Source organism: Mojavia sp. (genome assembly GCF_059505145.1).
Window position 1 is genome coordinate 448028 of the sequence record NZ_JCACKA010000063.1, and the last position, 14936, is coordinate 462963.

Here is a 14936-nt window from a genome sequence, read left to right on the forward strand (position 1 = left end):
GTTTGAGAAGGATCAAATATTTATTTTTTGATCCTCTCTAGTTTACGCCAGTCGCCTCAAGCTGGTAAATCACCAAGACTCGAATGCCTTAGCACGGCGCTGGTTCTCCTTTTAAAGGGGGGAGGCTAGATACTCAAAGTCCTGCGAGGCTAGTTTTTCGTAGTGATTAATGCTAATTCAATTTTGTTGTCATCTAACTGTTTTATTTGAACTTCTACTCCAGGGCCGAAATAGTTAGTCATTTTTTCCTGCTTTTGCTGCCAAATATCAATTGGTATCAAAGGCGAATTAAATTCTAAAATTAAAGCGTAAGCCCCATTAATTTCTCTTTCTTGTAATCCTGTGATTACTGGCCTTTGTTCGTCTGTCTGACCAAGACCTAAGTAAGAGAGTGCTCTATCGAGATGGGCATCTTGACCGTAACAATATCGGGTGATATCTTTACGAATTTTATTTTGGGTGACAGTTGCTTGTTGGTCTCGCAATAACAACACTGCTGGTGTAGTAGCTTGGCTAAAAGGGATGGGTTTGAGTTCATTAGCTTTAAGCGCTAATCCTCCCAGCAATAGAGGAAATCCGTAAAAAAATCCTACAAGATTAAGTGTGGCATTATCGGCGGCGTAAGCTACGAAGCCAACAAGAGTCAATATACTACCGATGCTTAAACCGAGTGTTCCCAAAGAAATTTGGCGTAACATAATCTTGGGTTTGTATAAATTCTTAAAACCTTAGTTTTATTATCATCAGGTATAAACCACAAGTTAGGGAAGAGCCTTGGCTAAAGCTACTCAATGAATGTATTGCCCCAAAAGCCTAGATTAATCTACAAATTGAACCCGTCTCGCCTTGTTTTGCGTTAATTTTAAATTTGAACATACTTAAAGGCTGCAAAAAACAATGGATATACAGACTATAAAAGAACGCATTGCCGTAATTCAGAGCAAACGCGAGTACCTACTAAGTCTGCTAGAGCAACCAAATCTAGGAACTTTAAGAATTGATGTGAATCAAGCTTTAGAAGAAATGGATGAGTTAATTGATGAATTTAGACGCACAATTCCAGAAACGGAAAGCAATTAAGCTTAACTAGACATTAGTAAAAATTAAAAACTACGTCGGTAGAACCGTAAATTGACGGTCTACCGACGCCTTTAAGTAATAAACTGTCCTTAAGTCCCCAGAATTGAACCTTGCTGGGTTATTCCAATAACTGTGCCGTATCATTTATCCTACAGATGAGCCATCTCCTCCTCGTTGTCCTAACTGCCTGACCAAAGCAATTAGTTCGGTTGTAGGTACATCCTTTTTACAAACATCATCAAAGCTAGGCATTGCTTTTGTCTGGTGAAGATTCGCATCTTCCACTGAAGAGTAAGCAAGTATCTGAGTGTTGGGAGAGATAGCTTTAATATGACTAGACGCACTCCAACCATCCATAACTGGCATTTGCAAATCTAGAACAATCACATCAGGGCGGCAACGTTTAACCATTTCTATAGCTTCTTGACCATTAGTAGCTAAACCAACTACTTGGATATTTTCTTGGCAAGAAAAGGCTAATTGTAGGGTTAAACGAGTCAGTTCGTGATCATCAACGACTAGAACACGCAAGGTAGAAGACTCACAGGACAACATTAACATTCAAGGGAAATAAACAAGCTACAACAACCCTTATAGTTTAAGGTAACAAGTACTAGCAGTTACTCTATCCTATGGTTGAATAATGTGTGTAGATATGGCAAAGAAATTTTAGTTAAGTTTGTAAAACATTAAAGTTTTCTAAAAATACCTAGTTAAGCTAATTGTCAAGATGAAAAGAATTCTTTTTTGGATCAATTAAAGTTGATGCCAGGCTAGTTGAGCGTAATGCCATATTTATAAGAGTTTTTTGAGAATTGGCTTCTGGGGCGTCATCACAGGGGCGCCGTTGTATGTAACTACCATTAGGTTGTAACTCCCAAGCTTGGCGGTTGTCTGCCAACATAATTCCTAATATTTCTTGCAAATCCTTAGCAATATCTGGGTCTTTTATGGGGGTAATTACTTCTACCCGTCGATCTAGGTTGCGGCGCATCCAATCGGCACTACCAATATAAATTTCTTCTTGACCATTGTTATAGAAATAATAAATGCGCGAATGCTCCAGAAAGCGGCCGACTATGCTGATGATGCGGATGTTTTCACTGATGTCTTTTAACCCTGGACGCAAACAACAAACACCCCGAACAATCAGGTCAATTTGCACTCCGGCACGAGAAGCTTCATATAAAGTGGCAATAATTTGCGGATCGACTAGGGCATTCATTTTGGCAACGATGCGCCCGGAAAATCCATTTTTAGTATTTTCGATTTCACGATTAATTAGTGCCAAAAAGCGATCGCGCATATTTACAGGAGCAACTAGCACTTCCCGATAAGATTTTTGTCGAGAGTAGCCCGTCAAAAAATTAAACAAATCGGTAATATCTGCACCTAATTCTTCGCGGCAGCTGAACAATCCTAAATCTGTATAAAGACGTGCCGTTTTTTGATTATAATTACCAGTGCCAATATGCACATAGCGACGCATACGGTCTTTTTCTCGCCGCACTACCATAATGGTTTTACAATGGGTTTTCAGCCCCACTAGACCATAGACAACGTGAACCCCGACTCTTTCTAAACGCCTTGCCCAGTAAATATTATTCTCCTCATCAAATCGCGCCTTTAATTCCACCAGTGCAGATACTTGCTTGCCATTTTCGGCAGCAGCAATTAAAGCGTTGACGATGGGTGAATCTCCAGAAGTGCGGTAAAGGGTCATCTTGATGGCTAAGACATTCGGGTCATGGGCGGCATGAGTAATAAAGCGCACCACCGTTGACGAAAAGGATTGGTAAGGATGGTGTACTAGCAAATCCTTCTCTCGAATTACTGCAAAAAAGTCTTTTCCTTCCTCTAACTCTAGGGCATCTGGTTCTACACTTGGTTCCCTAAGCCATTGCAAGCGGGTAGGCACTACTGACTGTCGTGGTGGATCTTTGAGTTCTGGTAGTGGCAATGCCATAAAGTACATCAAATCTCGCAGTCCCAAAAGACCATCTACTTCATAAACATCGCTTTCTGTTAATTCCAAATCTTGCAGCAACCGGGAACGTATTGCTTCGGGGGTCTGGGATTGAATTTCTAAGCGTACTGGTGTACCACCCATACGTCGTTTTCGCAGTTCTTGTTCGATCGCCAATAACAAGTCGTCTGCTTCATCTTCTTCTAATGCTAAATCGGCGTCACGGGTAATTCGGAACGGGTGATATTCCTGAATATTCATACCCGGAAATAGGAAATCCAAGTTATGAGCGATCGCCTGTTCTAAAGGTACTCCTGTCCAGTAGGCAGGTTGACCGTTGTGCTGAATTCCTAACTCTGGCGGTAAAGGTAAAAATCGCGGTAAAACTTTAGGAACTTTAACTCTGGCAAATAGTTCTTCTTCAGTTTCGGGGTTTTTCACCACTACTGCTAAATTGAGGCTGAGGTTAGAAATGAAGGGAAAGGGGTGGCTGGGATCAACCGCTAAGGGAGTCAGAACCGGAAAAATTTGTTCTTCAAAGTAGTTTTGCAGATAATTTCGCTGTTTCTCAGTCAAATCTATGTAATCCAAGATATGGATTTTATGATTTGCCAGTAAGGGTCGTAGTACTTTCTCAAAATGTTGATGCTGTTTGGTTACCTGAGGACTAAGGGTAAACCTAATATCATCTAGCTGTTGTTGTGGTGTGCGACCATCAGGACTTAATTGGCCGACTTTCGCTTCTACTTGTTGCTTTAAGCCTGCAACCCGCACCATGAAAAACTCATCCAAGTTGGAGGTGAAGATAGCCAAAAACTTGAGTCGTTCCAGAAGTGGCGTTCGCTGGTCGCAGGCTTCATGTAATACCCTACTATTAAACTCCAACCAACTTAACTCTCGATTGATATAGTACTGGGGATCACTCAGATTGATGGGAGTAGTGCTCTTCTTGGATTTTGCCATCATGACCTCAGGGCAGACAGATGCAGCCCATTCAACTGGAGAATAATAAACATAGTAAATGAAATAGGGTAACAAGGGGATTGGGGACTGGGGACAAAGAGACAAGGTGAGACAGCGCTGCGGGAGGGAAACCCTCCCGCAGGCGACTGCGAACCCGAAGGGGGACAAGGAGTTTCCTATCGCCTATTGCCTGTTAGCACTCAGCAACGCCAGTTGCTACAACGGGGGGAACCCCCGCAACGCACTGGCTCCTCAGCACTCACAACTTAAGTAATCAACATCCTTAACTTGCGTTAGAAATCTTAAAGAAATCTCAATTCACAGCTATGTTTCAAGCTACTCGTCGCCGTCTTGCCCTTTGGTACACTGCGGTAACTGCTGTATTACTACTAGTATTTGCTAGTGGAGTATATTTATATGTTCGTAGTACGCTGATTGAGCGGATTGACGACACCTTAAATCATGTTGTCGAGATAGTAGAACGATGTCTAACGACAAGTCGGTGTGCATCTACACTTGTGGTTGAGCCAGTCAACACCGATGCTGATAAATTCCGGATTAATGTAGAAGCTAGTTTTCATGACGAGGCTGACACTGTAGAAGATGATCACATTGACCTAGAATGGTTTAGCCCTACTGGGCAATTAATTTGGTCAACTCTCTCCACACCTCTAAATATTCCCATTCATACTAACCGCACTGGTGAAACTGTGCGTGTATTTAAGGGAGACAGGGGAGACTCAACATTATTATTGCGACAAGTCACACAACGGGTGGAAGTGGGACGTCAAGTATTGGGATATCTGCGCGTTAGCCATCCCTGGTTTGAAGTTACCAAACCCAGTCGTCAATTGATTTTTGATTTAGCACTGGGTACAGGATTAATGGTGCTATCCGTAGGAGCAAGCGGTTGGTTTCTTTCCGGTAAAGCAATGGAACCAGTAGGTGATTCCTACCAACGCCTCAAACAATTTACCGCTGATGCTTCCCACGAACTCAGAAGTCCGATTACTTTGATTCAAACTAATGTGCAAGTTGCCCTTGCGGAGTTAGAGTTAGCAGAGACAGAAGCTACTACTTCTTTCAATTATCGGCAACAATTAAAAGTAGTGGAACGGTTAACTCAACGGTTGGGTAAGTTAGTTAATGATTTACTGTTTCTAGCACGGCAGGATAGCGGTAGCAGCAAAGATGATTTTTCTTCTTGTCCAATGGATGCTTTGCTGATGGAAGTTCTGGAAGAACAACAACTTTTAGCCACTGAAAAAGAAATTACCCTCTGTTTGGACTTGGTTGATCCGCCAACGTCGGAAACCAACCCTGAATTGTTAGAAAATTGGTTCACGCTTATCGGTAATTGGGATCAACTGGTACGACTGTTCACTAATTTGATTAGCAACGCTTTACAGTACACTCCATCTGGTGGACGGGTGAATGTAGAATTGGCACGTTTAGAAGGAATCAATCGCGTTGCTGGGCTACGTTACAGCCATGCTCAGTTGCAAATTAAGGTGATTGATAATGGAATTGGTATTCCCTTGGAAGCGCTACCAAGCTTGTTTGACCGTTTTTATCGGGTAGATCCAGCACGTACCCATAAGGCTGGGAATACGATCGCAGAAAGTTCTACAGGTACAGGATTGGGACTAGCGATCGCCCAAGCTATTGTTGAACATCACCAAGGTCAGATTCAAGTTGAAAGCAGCTTTGGCAAAGGCTCAACTTTTACCGTCACTTTACCAATAACTCTTGAGTCTTAATTTTATATTCGATATTTGTTTCCTGTGACAGATGAAAATAGTTAACTTTACCTACTAACTTATATAGCAACACTTACAGTTATGAGCCATTAATCTAACTGCCAACAGTTTGATATACCTACTCCTGATACTTCACTGAGTAGTGATATAAACTGTCATTTTTGGTTGGGAAAATGCAACTGTGAAAGCTTTATCGGAGGTTAAATGCCAATTACTATCAAAGAAGATATTGCCTATGTTTTACTTAAGAAAATTAGTGAAACTGGCACAGGAATGCACGAAGTTAAGTTTACTGAGGCCGACTTTGGAAATCGACAAATATCAGTAGCAGACTTCTTGGGACATTTAGACTACTTGAATCAAAACCATTACATTAATGCCGAGTTTACAGGTAATGCCTACGGCAACCAAAAAGATGTTCCCAATGTTGTCAATCCGAAAGAATTCGACTTTAGGGTTGCCAATACTTACGGTGCGCCAGACGGGCCTTTACCTCACTTAATCACTTTTAAAAAAGCAGAACTCACAGAAAAAGGTCGCCAAATTTTAGAAGAAATGGAAGCAAATCCTCCTCAATCTCTTAAAAAAGAATCATCAAGACCCATCGATACCAAGGATATGCCCTTTTTAGATAAGGTCATGACAAAAGCTGGTTTAGCCGATCCTTACGATGCTAGAGATTTAACTGAGGTAGTATATCGGGTGATGCGCGACCTGATGACTACAGAAGCTGCTGATCGGGTTGAAGAAGAACTGCACAAACCAGCTGAAACAACTGATGATAAATCCCTGCAAATGGAAATTGCAGATTTATGGCACGATACCAATCCAATTGTAGGATTTCTGAGCCGGGTACGACCACCTTGGCAAGGCCCTGGTATTTTTAAGATTGATAGCGATCGCTTTTTATTCCGGGTGGCAAATGAAGGTACTATGCCCCCAAATGTAGACCGTGAACAGCTTGTTAAGGCAGTTTTTTCTGCGACTAAAGATGAATTGTCACCAGAACGAATCGAGGAAATTGCTAGCTGGTTACCTGATCACGTCCGCCAACTATGGCAAGAAGCTTAAAGGTAGCGATCGCTTTTAGCTAGGATTTTTGAAATATGAGTTATGAATTAATAAAAATTCATAACTCATTTAAAATACGCCACTATTTTTATATCTAACTCCGAAGAACGAATTAATTTAATAATTAAACAAAATAAGTTATTTAAATGATAACAAACTTGGCTTTAAAATGGCACTAAAGATTTAGAATCATTAGATTTTGATTTCACAAAGAAAGAAAAAACTGATTTTTAGTAACGGCTTCTGGAATATGTTGCCATCTTATGCACAGCTATAACTTATGATTTAGCTTTCTCATTCTTGAGATGGAAACAGTTACCTGAATTTAAATTATTTTCAAGCCTATAGTTAGATTAAACAACTAAATTAAATTATTAAATTTAAAAGATGTAAAAAAAATAAATTGTGCAAAAAGAACAAGCTATAAAAGTTTAAATTTCGGAATTTTACTAAGTGATTTAATTTGCTGATTTAGAAATTTATCAAAAAAGACAAATCAAAAAAATTCAGGAGTGAACCATGAGTAGAAATTATCAAAAGCTTCGCAAGTCTGCTGAGGTACTTAGCGCTATTTGCGGCGGATTACTGATTGGTATGCCAGTATTTGCTCAAACACCAGTAACACCGCAGCCAAATCCCTCTACAAGGGCTAATCCATGTCCAAGAATTTTTTACGAAGAACCACATAATAGTCGTGTTTTAGTTCCTCAAGGATGTCCGCCTAATGCTTTAACACAAAGATTGCAAGCACAAGGGCAGCTTCCTGCTAATGATACTTCTATCAATCCATCAGCAGACCAAACAAGGATGGGTGTCGGTGGAGACATGCCTTCAGGAAATGCTTCAGGAGTTAGTCCCAATCCTACAATCCGCCAACAAGCACCTTATAATGGCTCCCAGCAAATGCCAACTGATAGTTCGGCTATACCCAATACATCTGGAACGGCTACACAACAAAATTCTGTAAATCAAACGCCATTAACAGGGCCACAGCAATCACCAATTGCCATGGTTAGTCCTACCAATGGTCGGGTAAATATCAGACTGGTAAATGAAACTGGGGCTAATGTGGCTTACCAAGTAATTGGCGATACAACTCAGCGATCCCTACGAGGTCAGTCTGACGTAATCCTGCAAGGTTTACGTGCGCCAACAACAGTGACATTTCAACGGGAAGATGGCGGACTGCTGACGGTAACTCCACAAGCCTCTTCAGAAACAGGGATATTAGAAGTTAGATTAAACGAAACAACCGACTTAGCCCAAGATAGAAAAGCCATGAGGATTCAAGAAAATGGCGCAGTATTCTTGAACTGATGTGAGTTCGATAGATTTCTCTAACCAGCCTCTGCCCAATGGCAAAGCAGTTTCTAGAGACATCACATCCATCGAACTCGCGTTGAATAAGTTCAGAATCTAGATTCATCAGGATGTAAGCTACGGTTCAACGTTTGGGCATTTTAGTCAGTTTATCAGCCAATAGCACTTCCTGTTTGCTGTCTTCTAAAGTCCGCGCCAGTATCAGCGCTCTTTCGTAAAAGTTACGGGCAGTTGGGTAATTACCTAGCTGCTCGTATAACTGTGCATAAGTCTTAAAAGCTTTAAATTCTTCCCGCAGATTTTGTAATTCTCTGGCGACTACTAGACGTTGTTCTAATAAGTCAAAGGCACGCTCATAGCGTCCTACAGAACTGTGAGCCGTGACTAAACCATCAATCGCCCGTAAATAGTTAGTGCGATCGCGCTTCGTTTTAGCTATCCGCAGTGCCGCGCCATAACTACCAATTGTATCGGGATAATTTCCTACTGCGAGGTAGGCGTCACCCAAATTATTGAGGGTATTTGTCTCACCAAGAATATCGCCAGCTTGACGGCGGAAATATAAGGCAGTTTCGTACAATTTGATTGCTTTGTTGTAATTTCCTAACCTGGCAGTCACTAACCCTAAATTACTCAAAGATAGTCCTTCGCCTGCAACATTGTTAACGTTGTGAGCAATTGTCAGTGCTTCTTCAACGGTTTTTCCTGCTGAGGTAAATTCTCCTTTTTGCAGCAGCAATGTACTAATATTATTCAGTGCGAAAATCTGAGCCTGAAAGTCTTTAGTATCGCGGGCGATCGCTAAACGTCGGCGCAATGCATCTTCCCCATCCTTAAAACGACTTAGCTGGATATAAGCCCTAGCCAGCAAATCATAAGCATTACCTTGTGCATTAAAGTCGCCAAGTGAGCGATAAATTTCTAACGCCTGCTTGCAGGAATCAATCGTTTTCTCTGAATATCCTGATAGCTGTTGTTGTTCACCGATACGCAGCAAACTATCTGCTTTATCCCTTGATTCTCGCAAAACCGAACTATTTAAAGGACGGTGGAGCTGTTGCGTAATGTCAGCTGCACTTGCGGCTAAGGGACTAAGAAAAACAGCCAAAATTAAAAAGCAAGAAGTCAGAAGCTTGAATTTGTCATTTTGGCGCGAACCAACGATAGCAGAATTCAAAATCCACAACCCATAGCGTCTCGATCTGAGGGTTGGAGCTAAATCCAAAATAATACCCTCAGGTAAGAAATACCGTTGTTTCATAAAACTTACCCGGAAAATTTCGGTTTTAAGTAGAATGAGCTAACAAAAAGTGTTAAATTTTCAAATTATAGGTAAGTTATACGCGTTTTCACTTAAGTTAAGACTGGACTAAATCTTCTCCCAAGTAAATAGCGCGAATATCTCCAGGTAATTTGTCCTCTAACATACGATATCCTTCCTGAAGAAAATTGGCTACATCAACGGGTGTGAGATTTTCTCCTTCAGCTTGTAGGTAGGCAGCAATTCGCGTTTCGCTCCAGCGGAAAGTCTGAGCCATTAACACTACAAACCGCAAAACAGCTGGTAGTTGTTCCAGTGCTTGTTCGACGTAACACCATAGCGCAGGTGAAGTGGCCTTGAGAGAATAATGAATTGCTTCTGTTGGAGGTAGTTGAATTTCATTAATGCAGAAGGCTGTCATGTTGATCAGCCAATTTTGCAATGTTAAAGGTTCTTGGTTCACTTGGGGACTGTTTAAATCAAGTCCACGGAGTTCATAGTAAATATGGCGCCAAGTGAGGGCAAACAAATAATCTGCTTGCACAGGCGATCGCGCCGAATGGCGAATCAAGGTGTACACTATCGGGCTATAACGACAAAAAATCGCCGTAAAATACTTTCCAGTATCTGGATGTTGCTGAAACAAAGTAAGTAGTTCTTGATCACTCTGATGAAATAGTGACTTCACTAGCGGGTGATTGGCTTCGGGAAAGTGGGGAATTTGCACAAGCTTTGAGAGTTGATAATTGTTAATATATTTTTATTGGAAATGGCAATTTCGCAATTAAGCGCATAGTATCTTGATGTGGGCCTGTTTGGGGTTAAGACTCAGACCTTCAGAGTATTGATACACTATAAGCAAGGCTTAATTCTTAGTCTTAATCAACAATAAAAAAAGCGGCTCCCTTATACAATAATTGCTTTGTTCATGGTTATAGCAGCTAGTGTGATACCGTTCCTGCTTGTTCCTTTTACCTTAGGCTCTTTTCTGCCTTCCCTACCCTTAGATAGCTTATTCTCCACCCAAGGCATTATGGTGCTGCTACTAGCAGCATACGCTGGTGCTATGTGGATGTTCCTTACCAGTGCCCCGAAAGTACACACCGTGATGGTGTCGGATTTAGAAATTGCCCGTCAGTTGTATGAAGGGCTGCTAGATTTGCCCGCAGCTGAAGTGCCTCTGCACTATTACTACAACTACGAACAAACGATAGGCGCAACCGGCATCGATCCACTTTATATGTCCACAAGCCCTAGTTTCTCTAGCAGAATGATGAATAACGCTAGCGATGGGCTGTGGTATCAGTTGAAGAAAAATACCCAGTTACACGTAATTACTGGAGCTAGCTTGGGCACTAAAAATCAGCAACGCCATGTTTGCTTTGATCGCGACTGCCTAGAAATGCTCTTAATGCGAGTAGAAACTCGTGGTTTAAAATTCAAAATTCGTAACCAGAAACCCTTAAATTTTTTGGTTAAGGACTATGAAGGTCGCATCATTGAACTGGCTGAGGTTGCAAATTAGTTATCAGCAGTAGGGTGCGTTACCGTTCGTTGTCCTTAATGCACCCTATTGAGTTTAGATAGATTTTTCTTGCCGGAGTAGGAAAATGTACAGATGCATAGACGAAAACTACTAAAATTCGTCTTGCTTTGTTTCCCGAATATCTACTAACTTCTCCAAAAGTTCTACTGCTAAATTCAAAAGTTCAATTTCATCAATTTCATTACTAGTATTGCGATTATTCTCTCCAAAAAACCAACTTGCTAACAAATTTTTCACAGCAAAAAGCTGATCTTCTTCAGGAAAATTCAAGTAAGTTTCTAACTTAGTAGCAATTTCTGAAAGTGATTTGTTTTCTAGCTGCTTGCGTACTCTTACCGCTACCCAGTCATTACTTTCTAGGAAAGCTGTCACTGATTCTACAAAACTTTGTGGTTCTTCTTCCGCCCACTTTTCCCACCAGTCTCCATCCACATCCTCGAAATATAGGTTGACGCAATCAAGCCCATAATTCATCCAATCTTTTTGCAATTGCCTGGCTGCTTCTAAATGTTCTAGCAATCCTTCTAATGTCTCTTGCGGTTGAGTCGGTCTTTCTTTCCCCATAATTATTCAGTCTGGTTAAGACCTATTGCTACAAAACTCATAAATGCAAATTACTTGGAACTATAAACTGAATTTTAAATAAATCTTTCTTTTCAAATTATCACTGTTATGTAGCGATAAGTTAACTATCCGATTGACAAAATTAACATTATGGGGATTGTAACTCAAGAATAATCCTCTCTCTATACCCCAGGCTTGTAGGGTGTTTTTCCAATTATCAGACTTTTCTTGAGAAAATTCATCAGAGAGACTGGTGATTTGAATACACAGTGGTTTATTCTGCCTACTACTTACGATTATATCAGTTGCCATTGAGAAGTCCGCAATATAGCACTGCCAAAAAGTGCCTTGCCGATGCACAATATCACTAGCTATTGATTGCAGAACATGAGTATCAGCTTGATTAAACTCGCCTGCCATGAGTTTTTGTTTCCAGATAGAAAACTTGGGATCTGTTTCGTTTAACCACTTGGGAAATAAATAGCTATACCAATATAATTCCGTCGGTGTCATGCGCTCATAATACTGTTGCTGCTCCTCTTCAGAGGCTAGGGCTTGAATATCGAGCCAAATTAGCGCATCTTTAATTATCTGTTGCAAAAAAAACAGTACAAATTTTTTAGCAGTTAAGGAACCAGGCTTAACATCTTTAACCCAGCGATTAATCTCATCTAATCTTTTTGCCAAACTGGGGTCTACTGTAGATGCTTCTGCGATGAGTGACTTTAATTGCTTTTTAATTTCTTTTGCCTGCAAATAATGCTAAACCTCAATAAATGAGTGACTTTCGGAGATTTTATGATTATTTTATAGCATTATCAAGCAAAAATTTGTATTGAGATCAAAGTCTGTATCCATAGAGGCTTTTCGTTAATAATTTTATAAATTTTGTTAAGTTGCTGATTTATACGCATAGAGGCTAGCCCCCAAACATTCACTTTCGCAAAATTGCTATTATCGTAAACCTTGACAGATGAAAACAGAGGGATAACGAGAATGTAAAAAGTAAACTCTTCAGTAGAACTTTCAATTTCTTTAATTAAATAGAATAAGTGAGTGCAACTAAGCTAATAAAAGATTGAGCCATAAAAATGGTGCGTTAGGCAAAGCCATAACGCACCCTACTGTTGAATGGGACTTACTATCTCAACTCAATTGTTCATGCTTAAATTTCCCTTTAATAAACTTGTTAAAATATTGACCTTTAGACGGCGCATTGTCTAAGTCTTCTTTTATACTAGAAGGTACTTTGAAATACTCGTAAACACTTCCACTATCAAATTCAATAGTCAGTGTTTGAGTTTTTGGCTCATAGCGAAATTCCTTAAGAAAGCTGCCTTCTGGCTTGAGTAGAGGGAAGGCGATCGCATCTCGAATACTGGCACAATCTGTTAATAGCATCACCAATCTATCAATCCCAATCCCCAATCCCCCCGTAGGTGGCATTCCATATTCCAGGGCAGTTAGAAAATCTTCGTCAACGCCTTGGGCTTCCAAGTCGCCAGCAGCTTTCCGTGCCGCTTGTGCTTCTAGGCGTTCTCTTTGATCAATCGGATCGGTAAGTTCTGAGAAGCTGTTGGCAGTTTCCCGCCCAACTATAAATAACTCAAATCGCTCCACCAAACCAGGCTTAGAACGATGGGGCTTTGCCAAAGGTGAAATTTCTACGGGATAGTCAATTACAAAGGTAGGCTGAATTAAGTTGCTTTCTACCTTTTCTTCAAAGGCAAGATTCAGTAACTTACCAATCGATTGGGCTTCATCTACACCAGGAATATCAGCATCCTTACTAGCTGTTTTCGCTGCTTCCAATGTTTGGAATGAATTGAAATCCAAGCCTGTAGATTCTTTGACTACATCATGCATCGTCACCCGCCGCCAAGGTGGTGTCAAATCTACAGCTTCCCCTTGGTAGGTAATTTGCAGCGTGCCGAGTACTTCTTGGGCAACAGTGGTAATAATACCCTCTGTCAGCGCCATCATATCGTTGTAATCGGCGTAGGCTTGGTAAATTTCTATCGTGGTAAATTCGGGGTTGTGTCGAGTCGAAATTCCTTCATTACGGAAAATTCGCCCTAATTCAAATACCTTTTCAAAACCACCCACAATCAACCGTTTGAGATGAAGTTCTGTGGCAATTCGCAGATACAACTCCATATCTAAGGTGTTGTGATAGGTGATAAACGGACGCGCATCCGCACCCCCAGCTTCACTTTGCAGAACGGGCGTTTCAATTTCTAGAAAGTCCCGCTGTTCTAAATAGCGACGAATCCCCGCAGTAATTTGGGCGCGACGGCGGAAAGTTTGCCGCACTTCCGGGTTGACAATCAAGTCAACATAGCGCTGACGGTAGCGTTTAGCAACATCCGTCAACCCATGCCACTTGTCGGGTAGAGGCAACAAAGATTTGGTGAGGATGCTGTATTGCTTGACGTAGACAGATAACTCGCCCTTTTCAGTCCGTTTAATAGTACCCTTGACTCCCAGGATGTCGCCTGTATCTGAGAGTTGCTTCAGGTGATTGAAAGCATCAGCATCAATATCTGCCATGCTTTCTTGGATGCGATTTTTCTCTAAATAAAGCTGAATAATGCCTGTTTCATCTTGCAAAGTGAAGAAAGCCAGTTTACCAAAGACGCGACGCGCTAGGATGCGTCCGGCAACGGCAACTTCTAAATCAACTTCTTCGCCACTGGGCAAATCAGTAAATTTTTCTTGTAATTGCGCTGCGTGGTGGGTAGATTCCCAACGATAGGCATAGGGATTCATCCCTAACTGTTTGATCTGGCCTACTTTTTCCAGCCTTGCGGCACGGATATCTTCTTCCGACATGGTAACGAACTAAAGAGGGCAAGATTAATTATAGATGCTGCAAAAGTAGCCAAGACTTTTAAGGATTGAATCTTGGATATAAGACGTGACGCAGGATTACAGTTATTTTTTCTCTAAATAGATGTAGCAGGCTATAGTCTAGAGGCCACTAAATGAGAATGTACAGCTATAAGCAATACCTTGGCAGAGATTTGAACCCAAACAGTCAACTTTCTCTCTGGTTTTGGCGATGTCTAGTGTACTTTACTAAGTTTAATGTAACAAGCTATACAAAAAACTTATTTAATTTGTAAACAAATATTATCGACTATACAAGGCTTTTAGCCTGAAAATTGTTCAGAATTTTTATTGGGGACGCTTTCCTAAAACAGCTAAATCTGGTAGTATCTTTTTTCATCGTCATCTCAAAATTTACCACAATGTATATTTATATAATTTGAGCAATCAAAAAAGCATATCTTTAATAACAAATCATTCTGAATGATAAGTATTTTCAATGCTTGTTATTTCTGTGATAGACAAAACCTACGTACTTGAAAGATTCAAGGTTTTAAATCCTCTCTGGTAATAGTA

General features: G+C 40.8%; 13 protein-coding genes. 5 read left to right on the forward strand and 8 right to left on the reverse strand.

Annotation, left to right across the window (positions count from 1 at the left end):
• Positions 1-149 precede the first annotated feature (149 nt).
• Positions 150-698, reverse strand: a complete 549-nt coding sequence (locus AC5JL8_RS14245; RefSeq protein WP_495880419.1) for a DUF2854 domain-containing protein — start codon at positions 696-698, stop codon at positions 150-152.
• A gap of 199 nt (positions 699-897) precedes the next feature.
• Here AC5JL8_RS14245 and AC5JL8_RS14250 point away from each other — a divergent pair, with 199 nt between their 5' ends.
• Positions 898-1080 (forward strand): hypothetical protein, encoded by a 183-nt coding sequence (locus AC5JL8_RS14250; RefSeq protein WP_495880420.1) that lies wholly within the window; start codon positions 898-900, stop codon positions 1078-1080.
• 144 nt (positions 1081-1224) lie between these two features.
• On the opposite strand, the gene AC5JL8_RS14255 is transcribed toward AC5JL8_RS14250, so the two are convergent.
• Together AC5JL8_RS14255 and ppk1 are read right to left on the reverse strand one after the other, a co-directional pair.
• Entirely contained in the window at positions 1225-1641 is a 417-nt protein-coding gene (locus tag AC5JL8_RS14255) for a response regulator (RefSeq protein WP_495880421.1), read from the reverse strand.
• Positions 1642-1798: 157 nt separating this feature from the next.
• On the reverse strand, positions 1799-4009 hold the full coding sequence (ppk1, locus tag AC5JL8_RS14260; protein ID WP_495880502.1) for a polyphosphate kinase 1: 2211 nt from the start codon (positions 4007-4009) through the stop codon (positions 1799-1801).
• Between the two features lie 326 nt (positions 4010-4335).
• Between ppk1 and AC5JL8_RS14265 the strand changes: the two genes are divergently transcribed.
• From AC5JL8_RS14265 to AC5JL8_RS14275, 3 genes are all read left to right on the forward strand, one after another.
• On the forward strand, positions 4336-5769 hold the full coding sequence (locus AC5JL8_RS14265; protein ID WP_495880422.1) for a sensor histidine kinase: 1434 nt from the start codon (positions 4336-4338) through the stop codon (positions 5767-5769).
• 618 nt (positions 5770-6387) lie between these two features.
• The gene (locus tag AC5JL8_RS14270) at positions 6388-6840 is read left to right on the forward strand and encodes a DUF2267 domain-containing protein (protein ID WP_495880503.1); all 453 of its coding nucleotides are present in this window, start codon (positions 6388-6390) and stop codon (positions 6838-6840) included.
• A 519-nt stretch (positions 6841-7359) separates the two neighbouring features.
• Positions 7360-8157 (forward strand): hypothetical protein, encoded by a 798-nt coding sequence (locus AC5JL8_RS14275; RefSeq protein WP_495880423.1) that lies wholly within the window; start codon positions 7360-7362, stop codon positions 8155-8157.
• Between the two features lie 127 nt (positions 8158-8284).
• Here the strand turns inward: AC5JL8_RS14275 and AC5JL8_RS14280 are convergent, their stop codons facing one another.
• Positions 8285-9421 (reverse strand): tetratricopeptide repeat protein, encoded by a 1137-nt coding sequence (locus AC5JL8_RS14280; protein WP_495880424.1) that lies wholly within the window; start codon positions 9419-9421, stop codon positions 8285-8287.
• A 97-nt stretch (positions 9422-9518) separates the two neighbouring features.
• Positions 9519-10148, reverse strand: a complete 630-nt coding sequence (locus AC5JL8_RS14285) for a sigma-70 family RNA polymerase sigma factor (RefSeq protein WP_495880425.1) — start codon at positions 10146-10148, stop codon at positions 9519-9521.
• Between the two features lie 201 nt (positions 10149-10349).
• On the opposite strand from AC5JL8_RS14285, the gene AC5JL8_RS14290 reads away from it, so the two are divergent.
• Complete coding sequence (locus tag AC5JL8_RS14290) at positions 10350-10946, forward strand: glyoxalase-like domain protein (protein WP_495880426.1); 597 nt, start codon at positions 10350-10352, stop codon at positions 10944-10946.
• Between the two features lie 111 nt (positions 10947-11057).
• On the opposite strand, the gene AC5JL8_RS14295 is transcribed toward AC5JL8_RS14290, so the two are convergent.
• The 3 genes from AC5JL8_RS14295 to lysS all read right to left on the reverse strand — a co-directional run bounded on the left by AC5JL8_RS14295 (position 11058) and on the right by lysS (position 14363).
• Positions 11058-11531: a hypothetical protein gene (locus AC5JL8_RS14295; protein WP_495880427.1), complete on the reverse strand. Its 474-nt coding sequence runs from the start codon at positions 11529-11531 to the stop codon at positions 11058-11060.
• A 60-nt stretch (positions 11532-11591) separates the two neighbouring features.
• Positions 11592-12287, reverse strand: a complete 696-nt coding sequence (locus tag AC5JL8_RS14300; protein ID WP_495880428.1) for a hypothetical protein — start codon at positions 12285-12287, stop codon at positions 11592-11594.
• Positions 12288-12677: 390 nt separating this feature from the next.
• Complete coding sequence (lysS, locus tag AC5JL8_RS14305) at positions 12678-14363, reverse strand: lysine--tRNA ligase (RefSeq protein ID WP_495880429.1); 1686 nt, start codon at positions 14361-14363, stop codon at positions 12678-12680.
• Positions 14364-14936: the final 573 nt, after the last annotated feature.